The sequence below is a fragment of the Winogradskyella sp. J14-2 genome (assembly GCF_001971725.1).
In the GTDB taxonomy this organism is placed as follows: Bacteria; Bacteroidota; Bacteroidia; order Flavobacteriales; family Flavobacteriaceae; genus Winogradskyella.
Genome location: NZ_CP019388.1, coordinates 3,098,688 through 3,118,584, shown reverse-complemented (window position 1 = coordinate 3,118,584; position 19,897 = coordinate 3,098,688). Strand labels below are relative to the sequence as shown.

General features: G+C 34.8%; 17 protein-coding genes. 12 read left to right on the top strand and 5 right to left on the bottom strand.

Translation table 11 applies throughout. The annotated features are described in order from the left end of the window. Nucleotide 1 precedes the first annotated feature (1 nt). Nucleotides 2–1,039 (bottom strand): hypothetical protein, encoded by a 1,038-nt coding sequence (locus BWZ20_RS14030; RefSeq protein WP_076620837.1) that lies wholly within the window; start codon nucleotides 1,037–1,039, stop codon nucleotides 2–4. 401 nt (nucleotides 1,040–1,440) lie between these two features. Between BWZ20_RS14030 and BWZ20_RS14025 the strand changes: the two genes are divergently transcribed. From BWZ20_RS14025 to BWZ20_RS14015, 3 genes are read left to right on the top strand one after another with little or no spacing between them, the layout of a single operon-like run. Then, nucleotides 1,441–1,983: an RNA polymerase sigma factor gene (locus BWZ20_RS14025; protein ID WP_076620836.1), complete on the top strand. Its 543-nt coding sequence runs from the start codon at nucleotides 1,441–1,443 to the stop codon at nucleotides 1,981–1,983. 56 nt (nucleotides 1,984–2,039) lie between these two features. Next, nucleotides 2,040–2,540, top strand: a complete 501-nt coding sequence (locus BWZ20_RS14020; RefSeq protein WP_076620835.1) for a hypothetical protein — start codon at nucleotides 2,040–2,042, stop codon at nucleotides 2,538–2,540. A gap of 53 nt (nucleotides 2,541–2,593) precedes the next feature. Then, a complete protein-coding gene (locus BWZ20_RS14015) occupies nucleotides 2,594–3,049 on the top strand; it encodes a hypothetical protein (RefSeq protein WP_076620834.1) in 456 nt (151 codons plus the stop codon). Between the two features lie 172 nt (nucleotides 3,050–3,221). Here BWZ20_RS14015 and BWZ20_RS14010 read toward each other — a convergent pair whose 3' ends face one another. The 4 genes from BWZ20_RS14010 to BWZ20_RS13995 form a co-directional block, all read right to left on the bottom strand. Further along, nucleotides 3,222–4,268 (bottom strand): WD40/YVTN/BNR-like repeat-containing protein, encoded by a 1,047-nt coding sequence (locus BWZ20_RS14010; RefSeq protein WP_076620833.1) that lies wholly within the window; start codon nucleotides 4,266–4,268, stop codon nucleotides 3,222–3,224. A 134-nt stretch (nucleotides 4,269–4,402) separates the two neighbouring features. Beyond that, entirely contained in the window at nucleotides 4,403–4,858 is a 456-nt protein-coding gene (locus BWZ20_RS14005) for a hypothetical protein (protein WP_076620832.1), read from the bottom strand. Nucleotides 4,859–4,864: 6 nt separating this feature from the next. Then, the gene (locus tag BWZ20_RS14000; protein WP_076620831.1) at nucleotides 4,865–5,176 is read right to left on the bottom strand and encodes a hypothetical protein; all 312 of its coding nucleotides are present in this window, start codon (nucleotides 5,174–5,176) and stop codon (nucleotides 4,865–4,867) included. A gap of 43 nt (nucleotides 5,177–5,219) precedes the next feature. Beyond that, nucleotides 5,220–5,798: an RNA polymerase sigma factor gene (locus BWZ20_RS13995; RefSeq protein WP_076620830.1), complete on the bottom strand. Its 579-nt coding sequence runs from the start codon at nucleotides 5,796–5,798 to the stop codon at nucleotides 5,220–5,222. A gap of 147 nt (nucleotides 5,799–5,945) precedes the next feature. On the opposite strand from BWZ20_RS13995, the gene BWZ20_RS13990 reads away from it, so the two are divergent. The 9 genes from BWZ20_RS13990 to BWZ20_RS13950 all read left to right on the top strand — a co-directional run bounded on the left by BWZ20_RS13990 (nucleotide 5,946) and on the right by BWZ20_RS13950 (nucleotide 19,877). Next, nucleotides 5,946–7,157 (top strand): RsmB/NOP family class I SAM-dependent RNA methyltransferase, encoded by a 1,212-nt coding sequence (locus BWZ20_RS13990; protein ID WP_076620827.1) that lies wholly within the window; start codon nucleotides 5,946–5,948, stop codon nucleotides 7,155–7,157. A gap of 13 nt (nucleotides 7,158–7,170) precedes the next feature. Beyond that, nucleotides 7,171–9,015 (top strand): endonuclease, encoded by a 1,845-nt coding sequence (locus BWZ20_RS13985; RefSeq protein WP_076620825.1) that lies wholly within the window; start codon nucleotides 7,171–7,173, stop codon nucleotides 9,013–9,015. A gap of 143 nt (nucleotides 9,016–9,158) precedes the next feature. Beyond that, nucleotides 9,159–12,821, top strand: a complete 3,663-nt coding sequence (gene purL, locus BWZ20_RS13980; protein WP_076620824.1) for a phosphoribosylformylglycinamidine synthase — start codon at nucleotides 9,159–9,161, stop codon at nucleotides 12,819–12,821. 296 nt (nucleotides 12,822–13,117) lie between these two features. Then, nucleotides 13,118–14,890 (top strand): AMP-dependent synthetase/ligase, encoded by a 1,773-nt coding sequence (locus tag BWZ20_RS13975; protein WP_076620822.1) that lies wholly within the window; start codon nucleotides 13,118–13,120, stop codon nucleotides 14,888–14,890. Nucleotides 14,891–15,002: 112 nt separating this feature from the next. After that, nucleotides 15,003–15,461, top strand: coding sequence for a MarR family winged helix-turn-helix transcriptional regulator (locus tag BWZ20_RS13970; protein ID WP_076620820.1), 459 nt, complete (start codon nucleotides 15,003–15,005; stop codon nucleotides 15,459–15,461). Next, complete coding sequence (locus tag BWZ20_RS13965) at nucleotides 15,458–17,866, top strand: 3-hydroxyacyl-CoA dehydrogenase/enoyl-CoA hydratase family protein (protein WP_076620819.1); 2,409 nt, start codon at nucleotides 15,458–15,460, stop codon at nucleotides 17,864–17,866. The genes BWZ20_RS13970 and BWZ20_RS13965 overlap by 4 nt, the downstream gene beginning before the upstream one ends. A 41-nt stretch (nucleotides 17,867–17,907) precedes the next feature. Beyond that, complete coding sequence (locus tag BWZ20_RS13960) at nucleotides 17,908–18,255, top strand: four helix bundle protein (RefSeq protein ID WP_076620818.1); 348 nt, start codon at nucleotides 17,908–17,910, stop codon at nucleotides 18,253–18,255. Between the two features lie 40 nt (nucleotides 18,256–18,295). Beyond that, on the top strand, nucleotides 18,296–19,486 hold the full coding sequence (locus tag BWZ20_RS13955; protein ID WP_076621372.1) for an acetyl-CoA C-acyltransferase: 1,191 nt from the start codon (nucleotides 18,296–18,298) through the stop codon (nucleotides 19,484–19,486). Nucleotides 19,487–19,523: 37 nt separating this feature from the next. Beyond that, nucleotides 19,524–19,877, top strand: coding sequence for a four helix bundle protein (locus BWZ20_RS13950; RefSeq protein WP_076620817.1), 354 nt, complete (start codon nucleotides 19,524–19,526; stop codon nucleotides 19,875–19,877). Nucleotides 19,878–19,897 lie beyond the last annotated feature (20 nt).

The following is a 19,897-nucleotide window of genomic DNA, read 5'->3' as shown; positions in this document are numbered from 1 at the left end:
GTTACTGCGAACGTACTAATAAATAAGCATTGTTAATTGTTATACTATCCGTTGCTGGATTATTGGTATTATTCCATCCAAAAACGTGGATTTCTTGTGCATTAGTACCTGCATTCCAATTAACCCAATCGCTAGTTGCAACACCACCATTTTGCGTGTTAGCAAATGTCCAACCCGAAGCATTAGTAATAGGAAAATTTTGTGTAGTCCCATCATGAGCCCTCAATTGAAAATTATTTGTACCTAATGGATTTGTGTAGCGTATAATTAACTTAACTTGTATGTTACCCGTTGCGTTATAAATAGATGGTTCTATTGAAGATGTCATAGTATTTAGATCAATTCCGCCAGTTCCATGATTCATGTTATAATTACCGTTTGAATATATAGGAATAGAAGACACAGGATTAATATTATCCTCCCAAGTAACAACACCTGTAGCGTCTGTCTGCATAATTTGCCCATCAGTTCCTCTAGACTCAGGTAAAATATAGTTATCAGTTGTTGTTTGACCGATAGAAAACTTACCACCAATAAAATAACCAGAATATATGTCATTATTGGCTGCAGACCCATTTACAGTACTGTACACACCATAAATATTCGCCGTATTACCTGCATTTGTTATGTCTGCATACAAACCATAGCTATTACTGGTTACTCCCGTAGAAAGTCCAAGCTCAGCATACACACCATACATGTCTGTTGTGGTTGCACCTGTGCCTGGTTTAAACACCTCAGTGTAAATACCATAACGGTTAGCTGTGCCTGATCCAGAAACATTGTTAAAAATGCCAAACTTTGCTGCAGCACCACCAATTGCAGGAGTACTAGAATTTGTTAAATGTAAAGAATATGTGCTTTGCGTTGTAGATGCCGAAGTGCTATTAACATCAACTTGAAGACCTTTGCGCTCAGACGTTGCTGTTGCCTCTGTGACGACGTCTAGCTGAGCCTGAGGGTTGGTAGTACCAATACCTACTTGGGCAAAAACACAAGTAGAAAAAATCAGCGAAAATAGTAGGGAATAAATTTTCATTGCGTATAAGTCTTATAAATAGAACAACACAATTTACGATTTTTAAACAACAATCTAAAAATATATTCGTGTAACTACAAAAACATCAGGCAACTAGAGACTTTAGTATAATTAAAATTACATAGCATTAAAAAGGATGCACGTTACATGCATCCTTTTCGTTTTTGTTACCAGATTTGGGGAAACTGATAACAGTTAATAGGTTAAGCTGTGCCAAACATATAACAAATAAATCTACGAAACAAGAAAAAACTGCTTTTTATCGTATTTTTTTGCATTTTATCGATTTATAAAACTATAAATAACTCTATATCAGCAACATAAAAATAAACAGAAAATCTTTACTCATATAGCTTTAAACTTTTACTAACTTCAATGGTCTAAATACCAAAGTATTTTACTTGATAAACGAAACGGATTTCATATTACGCCTCAAGGATCCCAAATATAAAGAAGCCGCTTTTAGAGAACTTTTAAGTCTCTATAAAGAGCGACTGTATTGGCATATCAGAAAGATTGTAATTTCTCATGATGATGCGGATGATGTGTTACAAAATACATTCATTAAGGTATATCGTAGTATAGATAAATTTAAGGGAGACAGCAAGCTATACTCTTGGTTATATCGCATTGCTACAAACGAATCTATTACTCATATTAATAGAAATGCTAAACGTATGCAGATTACTAATGAGGAACACCAAAATTTAGCCATTAATAACCTTACTGCAGATGTTTACTTTGAAGGTGATGAAATTCAGCTAAAATTACAAAAGGCTATAGCGTCGCTTCCACAAAAACAGCAACTCGTTTTCAATATGAAATATTTTGATGATCTTAAATACAAAGAAATTGCAGAAATTTTAGAAACCAGTGAGGGAGCTTTAAAAGCCTCATACCATATAGCAGTAAAAAAAATAGAGCGCTTTTTAACTTCAAATTAAACCATTGTATTATTTTAAAGTCATAGAAATAGATTCTGAAACAAGTTCAGCATAAAGTGAAAAAAGAAAAATTACATAATATTAAATCTAGTGGTTTTAAAACACCAGAGAATTACTTTGATGCTTTTGACGATAAACTCTTTGAACGTCTTAACATTAAAGAGAATATTGAAGGTATCACTGATTCTGGTTTTACAACACCAAAGGATTATTTTGAAACGTTAGATGACAAAATTTTAAGCAAATTAGAAGACAAGCTTGTCGTTAGACTTCATACGAGAAAAACATTATACTATGTAGCTGGTTTTGCAGCTTCTCTCCTATTGTTGATTGCAATTTTTACAAACAATGGTAGTGAGGCAAAAGAATTATCTGCAGAAATGGTAGAAACCTATCTAAAAAACAGAAATTTAGACAGTTATGAGCTGGCTGAATTATTGATTAATGCAGATATTCTTGAAGAAGATTTCACTCTAGTAGAAACCGAATACAACGAAGAAAACTTAGAATCTTACCTTTTAGAAAACACAGATATTGAAACAATTTTACAACAATAAAAATATTACAATGAAATCGAAGATTCACGAATGCTTCGTAAAATATAAAAAACATGAGTAAACAATTAATCCCATTGCTAATTTTACTTGTAAGTCTCACAGGCTTTGCTCAACGAGGTGGAGAAATTCAAGAAAAAATTAAAGCCCAAAAAATAGCATTTATAACAGAAAAGCTTGAACTTACAAGTAAAGAAGCTCAACAATTTTGGCCAATTTACAATGCCTTTGAAGCCAAAGTAGAGAAGATTAAATCTGAAGACTTAAGACCTTTAAAGAGAGAAATGCGTCAAAGTAATGTTAGCGATAAACGCGCTGGTGAGATCTTAGATAAACTTCTTGAAGCAGAAACAGAAATGCACAACGCCAAGTTAGAACTTGTAGAAGACTTAAAAACAGTTATATCTGCCAAAAAAATAATTATGCTTAAAGTGGCAGAAGACCAATTCAATCAAAAACTTTTAGATAGGTTAAAAGAGTTTAGAGAACGTAGACAAAACAGACGGAACTGAAATCAATCTGTCATTCTGAATTGTTCCACTGAGCGTTGGTCACTGAGCGAAGTCGAAGTGAGGCGAAGTGTATATCAGAATCTTATTTCATAAATTTCTTACCAGTTTTAGAATCTGAAATACTGAAAACGAGTATAGCACAAGCAAGTTCAGATTGACCAAAACACCTTTTCTATTCCCTAAAAGTCAGTTTGCTTATACGTCCTTTTCCAGCTGCATAAGCTATAGAATCATTTAAAAATCTAATGGTATAAAAACCTTCGTCACTGAGATGCTTCCATGTGTCACCAGAGTCATTGCTGTAATCAATACCCCTAAAACCTATAGCCACTAATTCCTTAGCATCAGAATTTGGAATGTATTGCACACAGCTTCTATAACCTGGTCCTTTGCCATTAGCTACAACTTGCCAGGTTTTTCCACCATCTATTGTTCTTATTTTGTTATTTAAAGTATCATTAGGTTTTGTATAATCTCCACCAATGGCAAAACCATTGTTTTCATCATAAAAATCTAAAGAATACATTCCCGTAGTTGCTTTTCCTTGAATAATTGGTGTCTCAAAAACCTCCCATGTTTTTCCTTTGTCTCGTGAATATAGAATTCTACTAGCCTTACCTCCTGTGGCTACCCAAGTATGGTTACCAACTATTGAAATATTGGTGTCACTCGCTGCAAAAGCTGCCTCACCTTCTTTTGCTTTTGGCAAATCATCGCAAGAGAGTTTATACCATGTTTCACCTCCATCTCTGGTAATAATAATACTCATGCAATCGTCCGTTGGGTCACCAATAGCAATACCTTCCTGGTCATTCCAAAAGTCCATGGAATCGTAGAAGGCTTTTTCATTGTTTTCATAATAGACAAGTCTCCCATCTTGAAATAGTTTTGCTGGACTCCCTATTGATAATGTAAAAGTATTATCTCCTTGAAAAGCTATTGATCTGAAATTACTAGGCATTAATGAATCGTCGGTAAAAGACCAATAATTGCCTTCCTCGAAATCTGACATATAAGATAATATACTACTTAAAATTTTACCGTTAGAAGTCGCAGCTACAACCCTTCCCTCATTAATCTCCAAAGCCCTAACATTCAATAACGAATCTTTCAATAAAGTTTCAATCTCAACTTCAGAAAAATTTCTTTGTTTTAAGGGTTCTTCAGATTTACAAGAACACAAGTTAAATAACAACAAACAAAACAGTAAAATTCGCATACTTTCAATTTTCCTTAAAAATAGAAAAGCTTTACGATATTACCGCAAAGCTTTTCATATTAACAATAATCAATCAAATAAAAGTTTCTATAATTTCCTTACCTATAAATTCATTGGCAAATTATAGAACTAACTCAATCCTTTTTTTTAGGCTTTCCTCTTTTACCACGACGCTCTATAGCATCGTTAATAATTTTAGAAAGTTGCCCTTTCTGCTTGTCGTTGCATATTTTTCTAACCTCTCTAAAATGCTTATACATTTCTATATCTTTTTTTTTCTCCTCTAGTGCAATTAAATCTGCTACAGAATCTAAAAAAACGTCTGTTATTTCTTGTTCTCCTACTTTAGAATATATTTCCTTTTTAAGTTCGCTTATTCGCTTCGAGTAAGTTTTCATCTTGTTAAAATGCTTACTTCTAAGCCCTTTGTAAGCCTCTTGCTGCTCTTGGCTAAAGTGTAACTCTTCAACCATAGAAAAACGGTGCTTATGATCTTTATGTCCAAATCTGCCAACATGATGAAAAATAAAAAACACATTAGACAAAAAAAGAACAATAAGCAGTATGTATATTATAGTTTGCTTTTTCATGTTTGGTTAATTAAAAATAGACGTATACGTTTCATCACCAAAATCATAAGTGTCAACAAATTCTTCAACTGTTGCATTGTACTCATCCGAAATCAATACTTTGTATGCATATATATTGAGTAAAATAACCACCACCAATGTTGCGATCTGAAACTTAGGAGTAAACCAGGACCAAATCCTTTGAGTTTCTTTGCGCTCAACGGTTAAATTATTTAATATTCTATCCCTAAGAAAAGGAGACACCTTAACCTCTTGGATAGCATCTACAGCATTTAGCGTAGCATTTACTTTTTTGTTAATCTCAGAATCTTTCACCATAAATCATTTGATATTTAGATGCATAAGTTTTAAAAAACTTGTGCTACATTTCATTTTTGTAATAGTCATATAATAACTGCTGAAGGTTTTTCTTTGCCCTAAACATAAGAGACTCAACAGAAGACACACTTTTATCTGTTATAGCTGCAATCTCTTGATAGCTTTTACCATCAATCTTGTGTAATGTAAAAACCGAAGCCTGATTTTCTGGCAACCTATTAATAGCTCTAAACAATGTTTCATTTAGCTCTTTGTTTTCCAATAAAAATCCAGGATGGTTAAACTCCGTAAAATAATTAGTCTTGTCTATCGAAAAATCCTCACTAAACAAAGGTTTTAAAAAACCTGTGCGCTTTTTGGTATTCTTTTTTCTTATAAATGCCAAACACTTATTGGTTGTTATTCTATAAATCCACGTAGAAAGCTTAGAGTTTCCCCTAAAACTAGAGATAGAATTATAGACTTCTAAAAACACTTCTTGCACCAGATCTTCAGCATCTTCCTTATTAGGCACAAAAGACAAACAAGTGCCAAAAACCTTTTGCTGATAATCATCAATAAGTTGAGAAAACACTGCTGTGTTTTTTTGCTTTAACTGTTCTATTATCTTCTCTTCTTCCAAATTATTTTACAAGAAACCAATGCAATTTAATTTAGATGCATTAACAATAAAAAACTTGTACTCACTTTTTTAATTAACAAAGACTAAATAGTAATACAGTAGCACTTCTCAACTTTTATACTACCTTTGCATGCTAATTTTTTTGCAATGAGATTACATAGAAATTTATGTTTTGCAGTTATTGATGGTTTACACAAAATCTTCAATGAAAATGAGTATGCAGACAAGGTTGTACAACAATTACTTAAGCGTGATAAGCGCTGGGGAAGTCGAGATAGAGGTTTTGTTGCAGAAACTGTGTACGAAATTGTCAGATATAAACGACTCTACTCAGAAATTGCTGATGTAAAAGCACCTTATGATAGAGATAATTTATGGAGATTATTTGCTGTTTGGGCAACACTAAAAGGTATAAAACTGCCTGATTGGAAATATTTTACAGACACACCTACTCGAAAAATTAAAGGGCGTTTTGATGAACTTTCCAAAATTAGAAAGTATCGCGAATCTATACCAGATTGGATGGACGACTTAGGTATAAAGGAACTTGGTGAACGCATTTGGACTAATGAAATTGCCATGCAAAACGAGCAGGCAGATGTTATTTTAAGAGTAAATACTTTAAAGACCAACAAAAAAGACCTGCAGTTAAAACTGCAATCTGAAAATATCGAAACTGAGTTTTTACCAGGGCATCCTTGGGCATTAAAACTTAAAGAACGTACAAACGTTTTTATTACCGAAGCTTTTAAAAATGGCTGGTTCGAAGTTCAAGATGCATCATCACAATTAGTAGCGGATTTCTTAGATGTAAAACCAGGCATGAAAGTTGTAGATGCCTGTGCAGGTGCTGGCGGAAAAACATTGCACCTAGCATCGCTAATGGAAAATAAAGGCCAAGTCATTGCTATGGATATTTATGAGAGTAAGCTAAAAAAACTGAAAGTTAGAGCGCGACGCAATGGTGTGCACAATATAGAGATGAAGGTTATTGACTCTACAAAACCAATAAAAAAACTTCATGGTAAAGCAGACCGCTTATTGATTGACGCACCATGTTCTGGTTTAGGAGTGTTAAGACGAAATCCTGATGCAAAATGGAAATTGAAGCCTGAGTTTATCGATAATATTAAAAAGACACAAGCAGAGGTCTTAGAGCAATACTCAAAAATGGTAAAGCCTGGTGGCAAAATGGTGTACGCAACATGCTCCATTTTACCTTCTGAAAATGAAGAACAAATTGATAATTTCTTAACTTCAGTACACGGAAAAGCGTTTAAACTTGTAAAAGATAAAAAAATATTAGCCCACAAATCTGGTTATGACGGATTTTACATGGCACTACTAGAAAAGAATTAAAAATACTCCTAAAATGAAACACATCTACTTTTTACTATTACTTACCGTAACACTAACTATTGCTGCCCAAGCTCCGTCTGGATATTATGACCACGCTACAGGCACTGGATATACATTAAAAACACAATTAAAACAAATCATCAATGACATTAACGATGGACTAGCAACAGAGTTTACACACAACGACCAAGGAGATAATTTAGATAATCTTTATGGTACAAGCGATATAGACTTGTACTATGAAAACGATGGAACTATTTTAGATATTTATTCAGAAAACCCTAATGGTATAGATCCCTATAACTACAATTTCCCGGTAGATGAATGTGCAGGAAATTTTAGTAGCGAAGGCGAATGCTACAATAAGGAACATATTATTCCAAAATCAGTTTACAACGAAAACAGCCCAATGGTAGATGATGGGCATACTGTAATTCCAACCGACGGAAGAGTTAACGGTTTGAGAAGTAATTTCCCTTTTGGAGTAGTAGATGACAACCAATTGATTTCTCAAGGAGGCGTAAATAACCCTACAATGAATGGCTCTAAAGCTGGTGGTAACTTAAATACTGGTTACTCAGCAGGCTACACAGGTACTGTTTTTGAGCCTCTAGACGAGTTTAAAGGAGATATTGCAAGAATGTATTTTTATTTTGTAACGCGCTACGAAGACCAAGTAGACAACTGGAGCAGTTACCCTATGTTTGATGGCACTAACAATAAGGTTTTAGAAGATCCCTTCTTGTCTATTTTACTAACATGGCATACTAACGACCCTGTTTCTCAAAAAGAAATTGACAGAAATAATACAGTTTTCAACTATCAAAATAATAGAAACCCATTTGTGGATAATCCTGCCTATGCTACAATGATATGGGGAAACATAACGTCAGACGATGTAGACCCTACCACTCCAACAAATCTGGTTGCTTCAAATCCTACAGCAAATAGTATCGACTTAAGTTGGAATGCCTCAACTGATAATGTAGGCGTAACCTCTTATGATATTTATATCAATTCTGTGTTTGCATTTAATACTGGTAATTCTAATACCAATACAACAGCTACTGGTTTATTCCCAGATACTGTTTATTGTTTTACTATAAAAGCAAAAGATGCGGCTGGTAATGAATCTGATTTTAGTAATGAATCTTGCGAAGTTACCTTGAATGATGGTAGTGAATTAAACTGTGTTACAGAAAGTTTTGAAAACATCCCAGCAAATTCTAGCCAATATACAAGTAGAACTTGGGTAGGAGACGATTTGGACATAACTTGGAATGCCACAGACGCCAGAACTGATCAAACTTTAGATAACAGAGCTATAACGATTAGAAATGGTAGTTTAGAAGCTACTCATAGTTTCTCGGATTTTGGTTTTATAGAAGAATTGACAGTTACAACCCAAAGAGTTTTTAGTGGTGATTCAGGAACTTTTGATCTGGTAGTAAATGGTAATGTTGTTGGCACAATACCTTATAACGATACACCTACTACCACAACTGTAGTTGTTGGTGAATTCTCTGCCACCTCATTAGTAATAACAAATAACAGCAACCCCTCAAACAGAGTAATGTTAGATAATCTTTCTTGGACCTGTGGACTATTATCCGTACAAGACTTAAGCTTAGATAACATTGCACTTTATCCAAACCCTATAAAATCTAATCTAAATATCAATTTAACAAAACAACAACCAACAACAATTGAAATTTTTGATATTTTAGGAAAACAGGTGTACAAAGATTCAATATCAACTTCTAAAAACATTAATCTCCAAGATTTAAAAATAGGAGTGTATATCATTAAACTGACCCAAAATAACAAAACAATCAGTAAAAAACTGATTAAGTCCTAACAAAAAAGAGCAGCCAAAAAGCTGCTCTTTTTTGTTTAAAACCTGTTGAATAACTCCTATAATTGGCACTTTTTTTATAGTCTCGTTATTTTAAAATAAATTAACTTTGTGACTTTATTTTTTACACCAAACACAATACGCAAATGATTCATTTCTTTGGAAACCAAAACAGCAAAGTTTTCGCTGTTCAAGCCACAAAAGAATTATCACCAGAAACCATCTCTAAATTAGTATGGTTATTTGGCAACCAACCAAAAATAGAACAAGCATCATTAGATGCTTTTTTTGTTGGCCCAAGAGCTGCAATGATAACACCTTGGAGTACAAATGCTGTAGAAATTACTCAAAACATGGGAATTTCTGGTATTTTACGTATTGAAGAATTCATAGCTATTTCGGAAGATTTTAAAGGGTACGATCCAATGATTTCTGAAAAATTTTCAAGCTTAAATCAAGACATCTTCACCATAAATATTCAACCTGAAACGATTCAAAATATTGAAGATATTTCAGCCTACAATATACAGGAAGGTTTAGCACTAAGTGACGAAGAAATTGAGTACTTAGAAGGTGTTTCAAAAAAGATTGGTCGTCCATTAACAGACTCTGAAGTATTCGGGTTCTCACAAGTGAACTCAGAACACTGTCGTCATAAAATTTTTAACGGAACTTTTGTTATCGATGGCGAAGAGAAACCAACATCGTTATTCAAAATGATTAAGGAAACATCGAAGCAAAATCCAAACGATATTGTTTCTGCATACAAGGATAACGTAGCGTTTATAAAAGGACCTGTTGTAGAACAGTTTGCACCAAAGCGTGCCGATGTTCCTGAATATTACCAAACTAAAGATTTTGAATCTGTAATTTCGTTAAAAGCAGAAACACACAACTTTCCAACAACTGTAGAGCCTTTTAATGGAGCTGCAACAGGTTCTGGTGGTGAAATTAGAGATAGACTTGCTGGTGGTAAAGGTTCTATTCCTTTAGCAGGAACAGCTGTTTATATGACATCGTATTCGCGTTTAGAAGAAGAGCGTCCTTGGGAAAAGGCCTTTCCTGAACGCAAATGGTTGTACCAAACTCCAATGGATATTCTAATTAAAGCATCTAACGGCGCTTCAGATTTTGGTAACAAATTTGGCCAACCTCTTATTTGTGGTTCTGTTTTAACCTTTGAACACCAAGAAGGCAGCGATAAAATCGGTTATGACAAAGTGATTATGCAAGCTGGTGGTATTGGTTACGGAAAAGCAGACCAAGCCATAAAAGATATACCAAAAGCAGGTGACAAAATTGTAATTCTTGGTGGTGATAACTACAGAATTGGTATGGGAGGTGCTGCAGTATCTTCGGCAGATACAGGTGAATTCGATTCTGGCATTGAGTTAAATGCCGTACAGCGTTCAAACCCAGAAATGCAAAAACGTGCTGCCAATGCTGTTAGAGGCATGGTAGAAAGTGATGAAAATTCAATCGTTTCTATTCACGATCATGGTGCTGGTGGACATCTTAACTGTTTATCTGAGTTGGTTGAAGATACTGGCGGACACATAGACTTAGACAAATTGCCTGTAGGCGATCCTACCCTTTCAGCTAAAGAAATTATTGGTAACGAGTCTCAAGAACGTATGGGATTAGTTATCTCTGAAAAACACTTAGACACACTTCATAAAATTGCAGACAGAGAACGTTCTCCTATCTACGATGTTGGTGAGGTTACTGGCAAGCATCGTTTTACTTTTCAATCTAAAACTAACGGTTACAAACCAATGGATTTGGCTTTAGAAGACATGTTTGGTAGCTCCCCAAAAACCATAATGACAGATCGTACGGTTAACAAAAACTATAGCGACATATCCTATGATTCAGATAAGTTTTACGATTACTTAGATCAGATCTTACAGCTAGAGGCTGTGGCTTGCAAAGATTGGCTTACAAATAAAGTAGACCGTTGTGTTGGTGGTAAGGTTGCCAAACAGCAGTGTGTTGGTCCGTTACAACTGCCATTAAATAATGTTGGTGTAATGGCTCTAGATTATAAAGGAAAAGAAGGTATTGCTACAAGCATTGGCCACTCACCTATTTCAGGATTAATAGATCCTGTGGCAGGTAGTCGCAACTCTATTACAGAATCCTTAACAAATATTATTTGGGCACCATTAAAAGATGGATTACAAAGTGTTTCGCTTTCAGCTAACTGGATGTGGCCTTGTAAAAACGATGGTGAAGATGCACGCTTATACGAAGCTGTAAAAGCGGTTTCAGAATTTGCAATAGATTTAGGTATTAACGTACCAACAGGAAAGGATTCATTATCAATGAAACAAAAATATCCTGATGGTGATGTCATTTCTCCTGGTACAGTTATCATTTCTGCTGCTGCCAATTGTAATGATATTTCCAAGGTGGTAGAACCTGTCTTTAAGAAAAATAAAGGAGATATTTATTACATCAATATTTCTCAAGACGACTTTAAACTTGGTGGTAGCTCGTTTGCACAAATCAATAATAAAATAGGAAACAGTACACCAAATGTAAAAAGTGCTGCCTATACCAAAACTGTGTTTAATACCATCCAGCAATTGATAAAAGACAATAAGATTGTTGCTGGACATGACGTGGCTTCAGGTGGATTGATTACAACCTTACTAGAACTGTGTTTTGCAGATAATAATCTTGGTGCAGAATTAGACATTACGGCTTTGGCTGAAAAGGATTCATTCAAAGTTTTATTTGCTGAAAACGCAGGTATTGTTATTCAGTCTAAAGATAATAGTATTGAAAACACATTGTCCGCAGCAGGAATTACCTTCCATAATATCGGTAAAGTAACTGATACAGATGTATTAAGTATCATCAACGGAAGCGAGGTATTTACAATGACAGTTTCGAGATTACGAGATATGTGGTACAAAACCTCTTTCCTACTCGACCAAAAACAAACAGCAAATAGCTTAGCTAAAGCGCGTTACAACAATTACAAAAAACAACCACTTCAATATACATTCCCAAGTCACTTTACAGGCAAATTACCCAATATTGACGTTAGTAAACCAAGACCAAAAGCAGCAATTCTGCGTGAAAAAGGAAGTAACTCTGAACGCGAAATGGCAAACGCCATGTATTTAGCCGGTTTTGATGTTAAGGATGTACATATGACTGATTTAATTAATGGTCGTGAAACACTTGAGGACATTCAATTTTTAGGTGCAGTTGGTGGATTTAGTAATTCAGATGTACTTGGCTCAGCTAAAGGTTGGGCTGGCGCCATTAAATATAACAACAAGGCTAACGAAGTGATTAAAAATTTCTTTGAAAGAGAAGACACTTTATCTGTTGGTATTTGTAACGGTTGCCAGTTAATGATGGAACTAGATCTTATTAATCCGGAGCACGCGCAGCATGGCAAAATGGTGCACAATGATTCTCACAAGCATGAGAGTTCATTTACATCTGTAAAAATTCAAGAAAACAACTCCGTCATGCTTTCTACATTAGCAGGTAGCACATTAGGTGTCTGGATTTCTCATGGCGAAGGTAAATTTAGCCTTCCTTATACAGAAGATCAATATAAAATTGTAGCAAAGTACGGCTATGAAGAGTATCCTCATAATCCAAATGGTTCAGATTTTAATACAGCCATGATGACTGATAAAACAGGCAGACATTTGGTAACTATGCCACATATTGAACGTTCTATATTTCAGTGGAATTGGGCAAATTATCCTGATGGAAGACAAGATAAAGTGTCTCCTTGGCTAGAGGCTTTTGTAAATGCCAAAAAGTGGATTGAAAACCACTAATTAATGGGTCGTTAGGATCTTTAGCGTTTGCTATTTTAATACAGAAAATAGTGCTTTTTTTCATAGCGACATTAGTTAATACGTTAAAATAAGCACTAAAAACTTTTAAGTTATTTTTAGCTTAAAGGCACACCATAGAAATAGGTTTCTTTTTTTAAGAAGCTTGTTTTAATTAGAGCTCAAAAAGAAACCCAACTAAAAATTGAAAAAAAAATTAATTATTCACTCCAAAATAATTAATCCTATATTTGTTATTTTCGTAAAAACTCCTACACATTTTTGCTGATTTTTAGATTATGACAGACGTTAAACGCCTTTTTGATTTTCCTTATTATCAACTAAAGCATAAACCAAACGCTAAAGCTTTAGTAACAAAGTACGATGGTCAATGGACACCTATGTCCACTCAAGAGTACATTAATAAAGCCAATGCAGTAAGTCGCGCACTTCTTAAATTAGGTGTGGAAAAAGATGATAAAATTGCCATCATTTCCTCAACTAACAGAACCGAATGGAATATCATGGATATTGGAATTTTGCAGTTAGGCGCGCAAAATATTCCAATTTATCCAACAATTTCAGCAGAAGATTACGAGTACGTTTTAAATCATAGCGAATCTATTTACTGCTTTGTTTCAGATGAAGAAGTGCTTGAAAAAGTTAGAAAAGTTCAATCAAACACCAAACTAAAAGAAGTATATTCCTTTAACCATATTAAAGGTTGTAAACATTATTCAGAATTATTTGAACTAGGAAAAGATGAAAACAACCAACAAGAAGTAGAGGCTAGAAAAGACAATGTTAAACCAGACGATTTAGCTACAATTATTTATACATCTGGCACAACAGGTAAGCCCAAAGGTGTAATGCTATCTCACTGGAATATAACCAGTAACGCCTTAGATGCTTCTAAACGTCTCCCTAAAATTGATGGTGAAACTAGAGTACTAAGTTTTTTACCTATTTGCCATATTTTTGAACGTGTGCTCATATACATATATCAATATGCTGGCACTAGTGTTTATTTTGCAGAAGGTCTAGACAAAATTGGTGAAAATGCAAAAGAAATAAAACCTCACTTAATGAGTGTTGTACCGAGGCTCCTAGAAAAAGTGTTTGATAAAATTATGCTTAAGGCAGACGAACTTTCTGGTATTAAGCAAAAGCTCTTCTATTGGGCTGTAGAACTAGGCGAAAAATGGGAGCCTTACAAAGCAAATGGCTCCTGGTATGAATTTAAGCTCAGTATTGCTAATAAATTAATCTTTAGCAAATGGCGCGAAGCCTTAGGCGGCGAACTAAGAACTATGGTTTCCGGAAGCGCTGCACTTCAGCCACGTTTATCTCGAGTGTTTTCTGCTGGTAAGATGCAAGTTATGGAAGGGTATGGCCTAACAGAAACCTCACCAGTAGTTTCTGTAGGAATGTATAAAGATAAGCACTATAAAGTAGGAACTGTAGGTAAACCCATAGATAATGTAGAAGTTAAGATTGCAGAAGATGGCGAAATTTTAATTAAAGGCCCCAACGTAATGATGGGCTATTATAAAGACCCAGAGAAAACGGATAGTGTAATGACTGGCGCTTACTTTCATACAGGTGACAAAGGCATAATTGACGAAGACGGCTTCTTAAAAATTACAGGTCGTAAAAAGGAAATGTTTAAAACCTCTGGAGGTAAATACATTATCCCAACACTTTTAGAAAATGATTTAAAGCAATCATTATTCATTGAGCAAGTTATGGTTATTGGTGAAGGAGAAAAAATGCCAGCAGCTATAATTCAACCGAATTTTGAATTTATCAGAGATTGGATAGATCATAAAAAACATAAGATTGGTAAATCTGAAAAAGAAATTGGTACTTCCGAAATTGTGATAAAGCGCATCCAAAAAGAAGTTGACAAATACAACAAAAACTTTGGCAAGTGGGAGCAAATTAAACGTTTTGAACTTACGCCTGAAATTTGGACTATAGATGATGGTCACCTCACACCTACCATGAAAATGAAGCGAAGTGTTATTAGAGAGAAATATGACGCTTTATACCAAAAAATTTACAGACCCTAATACATAAGTCTTCTTAGGTCTAGACGCCTTAATACTATGCATGCATAATTTTTCAAAATATATTATGCGTGCATAGTATTTTTTATTATATTTGGTTTCTAACTAAATACAAATGAAGGATAAAACTATAGACTACGTGCTAAGAACTACATGGTTAGCAGTTAACAAAATGTATAACGAAGAAGCCTCAAAATTTGATACTACCATGGCTACTGGCTTTGCTTTATTAAGCATTGATCCCGAAAAAGGTACACCATCCACTTCTCTAGGTCCCAAAATGGGAATGGAGGCCACAAGCCTTTCGCGCACACTTAAAACTATGGAAGAAAAAGGGTTAATTGAACGTAAACCAAACCCTGAAGATGGACGTGGTGTCTTAATTCATTTAACAGAATTTGGTAAAGAGAAAAGAGCCTACTCAAAAGAACGTGTATTAACGTTCAATGATGCCATAAAGTCTAATATAAGCTCCCAAAAAATAGAACATTTTTATGAAGTCGCTGAGCTTATCAATAACATGATTTCTAATAAAAAAATATACAATCAAAAAGAACACATATTAAAACAATGAGCAAACGTAGAATAAAGAAAATTGCCATCATTGGTTCTGGTATTATGGGAAGCGGTATTGCTTGTCACTTTGCCAATATTGGTGTAGATGTCTTATTATTAGACATTGTTCCTAGAGAACTGAATGATAAAGAAAAAGCACAAGGACTTACTCTAGAAGATAAAGTTGTGCGCAATCGCCTTGTTAATGACGCACTTACTGCATCAATTAAATCTAAGCCTGCGCCACTATACCACCCATCTTTTAAAGACCGCATTACAACAGGTAACTTAGAAGATGATATTGCGAAAGTTGCAAATGTAGATTGGATAATGGAAGTAGTTGTGGAGCGCTTAGATATTAAAAAACAAGTTTTTGAAAAGCTTGAAAAACACCGAACACCTGGTACTTTAATAACCTCAAACACCTCTGGTATTCCTATTAAATTTATGAGCGAAGGCCGAAGTGAAGATTTTCAAAAACACTTCTGTGGCACACACTTTTTTAATCCAGCGAGATATTTAAAGCTATTCGAAATTATTCCAGGACCAAAAACTGATGCTTCGGTATTAGAGTTTTTAAATGGTTACGGAGAACAGTTCTTAGGAAAAACTTCGGTTGTTGCCAAAGACACTCCTGCTTTTATCGGTAACAGAATCGGTATTTTCAGTATAATGAGTCTGTTTCACACAGTAAAAGACTTAGATCTAACTATTGAAGAAGTAGACAAATTATCTGGTCCTGTAATTGGTCGTCCAAAATCTGCAACGTTTAGAACTGTAGACGTTGTTGGTTTAGACACTCTAGTACACGTGGCAAACGGTATTAGAGAAAACTGTCCAAATGACGAGAGACATGAGTTATTTCAACTACCAGATTTCATCAATACCATGATGGAAAACAAATGGTTAGGAAGCAAAACAGGCCAAGGATTCTATAAAAAAGTTGTCTCTAATGACGGTAAAAAAGAAATTTTATCGCTAGATCTTAATACCCTTGATTATAGAGAAAAACAACGTGCAAAATTTGCAACATTAGAACTAACGAAAACGATTGATAAAGTTGTAGATCGTTTTAAAGTATTAGTAAAAGGAAAAGATAAAGCAGGTGAATTCTACAGAAAAAGTTTTGCTGCTCTATTCGCATATGTCTCTAATCGTATTCCAGAGATTACAGACGATTTATATAAAATTGATGATGCTATGAAAGCCGGTTTTGGTTGGGAACATGGTCCTTTCCAAATTTGGGATGCTATTGGTGTAGAAGCTGGTATTGAAATGATGAAAGCAGAAGGTCTAGAACCAAATGCTTGGGTTAACGACATGTTGGCATCTGGTAGCACGTCATTCTACACCGTAAAAGACGGAGCTTCTTATGCTTACGATATTCCTTCAAAATCACAACAAAAAATTCCTGGTCAGGATAGTTTCATCATCTTAGACAACATCAGAAAATCTAAAGAAGTCTTTAAAAACTCTGGAGTTCTAATTGAAGACTTAGGTGATGGTATCTTAAACTGCGAATTCCAATCTAAAATGAATACCATTGGTGGTGACGTTTTAGCAGGATTAAACAAAGCTGTGGATTTAGCAGAAAAAGATTTTGAAGGTTTAGTAATTGGTAATCAAGGAGCTAATTTCTCTGTTGGTGCTAACATTGGAATGATTTTTATGATGGCTGTTGAGCAAGAGTATGACGAGCTTAATATGGCTATCAAGTATTTCCAAGACACAATGATGCGTATGCGTTATTCTTCAATACCAACAATTGCAGCACCTCATGGTATGACTCTTGGTGGTGGTTGTGAGTTATCAATGCATGCAGACAAAGTTGTTGCTGCTGCAGAAACATATATAGGCTTAGTAGAGTTTGGCGTTGGTGTTATTCCTGGCGGTGGAGGCTCCAAAGAAATGGCGCTTAGAGCTCAAGATGAATTTCATAAAGGTGATGTAGAGCTTAACGTATTACAAGAGTATTTCTTAACTATAGGTATGGCTAAAGTTGCAACCTCAGCTTACGAAGCTTTTGATTTAGGCGTACTTCAAAAAGGAAAAGATGTCGTGGTGGTTAACAAAGATCGTCAGATTGCAACCGCTAAAGCACATGCGAGACTATTAGCAGATGCTGGTTATACGCAACCTGTAAAACGTAAAGATATAAAGGTACTTGGTAAACAAGCTTTAGGAATGTTCTTAGTAGGAACAGATGCTATGGAAGCTAGTCACTACATCAGTGAGCACGACCAAAAGATTGCTAATAAACTGGCTTACGTTATGGCTGGTGGAGATTTATCAGAGCCGACTCTAGTTACAGAACAATATTTACTTGACTTAGAGCGTGAGGCATTCCTTTCGCTTTGTACAGAGCGTAAAACGCTAGAACGTATTCAGCACATGCTAAAAACAGGTAAACCACTTCGTAACTAAATTATTTATAGTATTGAGATATTAGTATTAAGTAGTTAGAAATGCACAAAGTTGAAGATTTAAAAATATGGCAAAAGTCAATTAGATTGGCAAAAACTGTGTACTTACTTATTGCGGAACTACCATCAGAAGAAAAATTTGGATTAACATCTCAAGTTAAAAGAAGTGCTATTTCAATTCCTTCTAATATTGCTGAAGGAGCTGGAAGAAATTCCAAAAAGGAATTCAAACATTTTTTAAGTATTGCTAATGGCTCTGCTTGTGAGCTTCAAACACAATTACTTTTAATAATTGAATTAGATTTAATAAAAAAAGACAAAGTACAACCGATTATTGAGCTATGTATTGAAATTCAAAAAATGAATTATGCTTTTCAACAAAAGTTATAATTCTCAATACTAATAACTCAATACTCAATACTCAATGAAAATGAAACAAGTATATATAGTAAAAGGATATAGAACTGCAGTTGGTAAGTCTAAAAAAGGCGGTTTTAGATTTAAAAGAGCCGATGAGCTCGCTGCTGAAACCATTCAGTATATGATGGGTAAATTGCCAGACTTTGATGTTACTCGTATCGATGACGTTATTGTTGGTAATGCAATGCCAGAAGGATCTCAAGGTCTTAATATGGCACGTATAATTTCGTTAATAGGATTAAATACAGTAGACGTACCAGGTGTAACGGTTAACAGATTCTGTTCTTCAGGATTAGAAACCATTGCTATGGCAGTTGCTAAAATTCAAGCTGGTATGGCAGAATGTATTATTGCTGGCGGAGCCGAAAGTATGAGCTCTGTTCCTATGACAGGCTTTAAACCAGAATTAAACTACGATATCGTTAACGCTGGTCATGAAGACTATTATTGGGGAATGGGTAATACTGCTGAAGCTGTAGCAAACAAATACAACGTGTCTCGAGAAGACCAAGATGAGTTTGCTTACCATTCGCACATGAAAGCTTTAAAAGCTCTTGAAGAAAACAGATTTCAAGACCAAATAGTACCTATTGAAGTAGAAGAAACTTATGTTGATGCCAATGGTAAAAAAGCAACACGAAAGTTTACTGTTAATAAAGACGAAGGTCCAAGAAAAGGAACCAGCAAAGAAGCATTAGCAAAATTAAGACCTGTCTTTGCTCAAGGTGGTTCAGTTACTGCGGGAAATTCTTCTCAAACCAGTGATGGCGCTGCGTTTGTATTAGTAATGAGTGAAGACATGGTTAAAGAATTAAATCTAGAGCCAGTTGCGCGTTTAGTGAGTTATGCTGCTGCAGGAGTACCACCAAGAATTATGGGTATTGGTCCTGTAGCTGCTATTCCAAAAGCGTTGAAGCAAGCAGGCTTATCTCAAAAAGATATTGAGCTAATTGAACTTAATGAGGCTTTTGCATCACAATCTTTAGCAGTGATGCGAGAGTTAGACCTTAACCAAGATATTGTTAATGTTAATGGAGGTGCAATTGCACTAGGACACCCACTTGGATGTACAGGAGCAAAACTTTCAGTTCAACTGTTTGATGAAATGCGTAAGCGTGACATGAAAAATAAATATGGTATGGTTACTATGTGTGTTGGAACTGGACAAGGTGCTGCTGGAATATTTGAATTTTTAAGTTAGAACCAAGATTTTAAGAATCAAGAAACAGGACTTGAATATGCATAATTTTAAAAAATTAAAAATTTGGAATGAAAGCATGAAATTAGTTTCTGATTCTTATAAGATTACTAGAGCTTTTCCAAAATTTGAAACTTATGGATTAATGAGTCAAATGAACCGATGTGCAGTTTCTATACCTTCTAATATCTCAGAAGGATCAAGCAAAAGTTCAGATAAGCATTTCAATATTTATTTAGAAAATAGCTTAGGTTCTGCTTTTGAATGGGAAACACAATTGAATGTAGCTTTTAATGAAAACTATATTACAGAAGAAAAATTTTTAGAATTAGAACAACAAATAAAACAAATACAAAAAATGATTTCGGGATTTCAATCTAGACTTGATTTATAAGTCTTGAATCTTGAATCTTG